Source organism: Pontibacter sp. HJ8, assembly GCF_054824225.1.
Genome location: NZ_JSYF01000131.1, coordinates 1 through 2,595, shown reverse-complemented (window position 1 = coordinate 2,595; position 2,595 = coordinate 1). Strand labels below are relative to the sequence as shown.

Here is a 2,595-nt window from a genome sequence, read left to right as displayed (position 1 = left end):
AGGCGAGAATTATGCAGAAAGAGAAAGAGATCATTGCGGCCACAGAGGCATATGTAAAGGAAATGCTGAGTGGCGAAGGGTCAGGCCATGACTGGTGGCACATTTACCGGGTATGGAAGAATGCCCTGCACATCGCTTCCGAGGAAACCGGGGCAGACCTGTTCATCGTAGAGCTAGCAGCACTCCTGCATGACATCGGCGACCATAAATTCCATAACGGCGATGACACCGTGGGCTCGCGCATGGTGCGCGCCTGGCTTGAAAAGTTTGAACTGCCACACGAGGTCATCCAGCACATCAGTTCGATTGTCAGCGATCTATCCTTCAAAGGAGCAGGCACCTCGTCCAGCATGCCTACCCTGGAAGGACGCATCGTGCAGGACGCGGACCGGCTGGATGCCATCGGGGCGATCGGGATAGCCCGTACATTTGCCTTTGGCGGGCACAAAGGCCGCGAACTCTATAATCCGGACATCCGGCCGGTGTTGCACGACTCGTTTGAAACCTACAAGTCCAGCACCGCTCCCACTATCAACCACTTTTACGAAAAGCTGTTACTGCTCAAAGATCGCCTCCATACTCAAACGGCCCGCAAGCTGGCGGATGCACGGCACCAATACATGGAAGGTTTTCTGGAACAGTTCTATGCCGAGTGGGAAGGCGCGAAATAAAAGGGGCTTTCTAGAGACTTCCCCTCAGGCCGGCAGGTATACCTGCTATACTCCCTGAAAACTAATTCCATTAGCATCTGGTATAGAATACTAAAAAAATATACCTTTACTGTATGGAGATAATCGTAGGTATAGCCGCCTTTCTGGGAGGGGTCATCCTTTCCTTTCTGATGCTAAAAGGGAAGCTGAACGCATTGCAACAGACTGCGAATCAGGCGGCCATCACGCAAGGGGTACTGGAAGGGCAAGCCAGAGGCAAAGCAGCAGAAGCAGAGCAACTCAAACTACAGCTGCGCGACGCCCAGACCGAAACCCTCGACCTCACCAATGCGCTGACCAAGGTAGAGACTGACTACGAGCACCTGCGCAACCGGATGCGCGAACAGGCCCAGGAACTGGAGCAACTGCGCGAAAAATTCCTGCAACAATTCCAGAGCATTTCCAACCAGGTGCTGATGAACAATGCCGAGCATTTCAACAAAGCATCGTCTGAAAACCTCGAGCGCATCCTGACCCCGCTTAAGGAACGCATCAAAGAGTTTGAAGCCAAAGTGGACTTCACCTACGAGAAAACCCTGAAAGAAAGCGTTTCCCTGAAAGAACAGATCACCCAATTGGCTTCTCTTAATCAGCAGATGAGCCTAGACGCCCTGAACCTGACCAAGGCACTGAAAGGGGAAAGCAAGACCCAGGGCAACTGGGGCGAGTACCTGCTGGAAAGCCTGCTCGAAAAGTCCGGATTACGCAAAGGCGTACATTATGAGCGGGAAGAAGTGCGGAAGAACGATGAGAGCCAGGTGTACCGACCGGACGTGATCGTGCGCCTCCCCGACTCCAAGCACCTGGTGATCGATTCCAAACTGTCTTTGGTAGCCTATGAAGCTTACTGTAGCTGCGAGGATGACAACCAGACGGAGGTCTTTCTGCGCAGCCACATCAATTCCATCCGCACGCACTTTACAGACTTGGGCCGGAAAAACTATCACCGCCTGAGCGGCCTCAACTCCCCGGACTTTGTGATGATGTACATTCCCATAGAGCCCGCTTTCAACCTGGCACTTCAGAACGATCACGACATCTTTACCGATGCTTTTGATAAGAACATCGTTTTGGTGACCACCTCTACCCTGCTGGCGACGCTCCGCACGGTGGCAGGTGTATGGCGACAGGAAGATCAGAAGCGCAACGTGATCCGGATAGCGGAAGAAAGCGGCAAGCTTTACGATAAATTCGTGGGCTTTGTGGAAGACCTAAAGAGCATAGGAAAACACCTAGAGAGCAGCCAGGGGGCTTACCATGCGGCCATGAACAAACTCACCGATGGCAAAGGCAATCTCATCCGGCGGGTGGAGATACTGAAAGAACTTGGCGCCAAAACCAGCAAAACAATTGATGACAATCTTCTGCAGGAGGCGCAGATCACCCCGATTGAAGAAGAGAACAGCTTGTAAGTACCTTTCCCAAAAACTACAGGTATAGCAGCATACCTCACCCATACCTGGAGGCCGGATGATACCTTGAGCTAAAGCAGGAAGTACTTCAGTACAAAAACTTCCAGGGCAACATTTTATACCTGTACCGTTTAAGGTATAGGCAATGAAATGTCCAGGATGTACGCCTCTCCTGATCTCCCACATAATCCGATAGCCACCGTATGAAACGCATTTTTCTGACAGGTCTGACAGCAGCATTTCTCTTCTCCTGCTCCAGCCCGAATTCCGTAAGCGATAATAGCTCGGCCACAGCCGAAACCACCACCAGCACAGCTGTAGCAACCCCGGATCCGCAACAGGAAGCACAGGCTTTCCTGGAAACCTATACCAAGCGCTTCCAGGAGCTCTATACCAAATCAGCTGAAGCAGAATGGCGGTCCAACACGCACATCGTGGAAGGTGATACCACGAACGCAGCTGCTACCCGACAG

General features: G+C 52.2%; 2 protein-coding genes and 1 pseudogene. All 3 read left to right on the top strand.

Features of this window, described 5'->3' with window-relative positions; all coding sequences use genetic code 11:
• On the top strand, positions 1 to 671 hold a 671-nt coding region (locus OB13_RS07225; RefSeq protein WP_461489483.1), incomplete at its 5' end, for an HD domain-containing protein.
• Between the two features lie 113 nt (positions 672 to 784).
• Positions 785 to 2,122: a DNA recombination protein RmuC gene (locus tag OB13_RS07220; RefSeq protein WP_461489482.1), complete on the top strand. Its 1,338-nt coding sequence runs from the start codon at positions 785 to 787 to the stop codon at positions 2,120 to 2,122.
• A gap of 203 nt (positions 2,123 to 2,325) precedes the next feature.
• Positions 2,326 to 2,595: pseudogene (locus OB13_RS07215) on the top strand (M2 family metallopeptidase); the annotation flags it as partial.

What these genes read in the sequence shown, in the direction of transcription:
- OB13_RS07220 (WP_461489482.1), top strand. Translation starts at nt 785, where the DNA reads ATGGAGATAATCGTAGGTATAGCCGCCTTTCTGGGAGGGGTCATCCTT.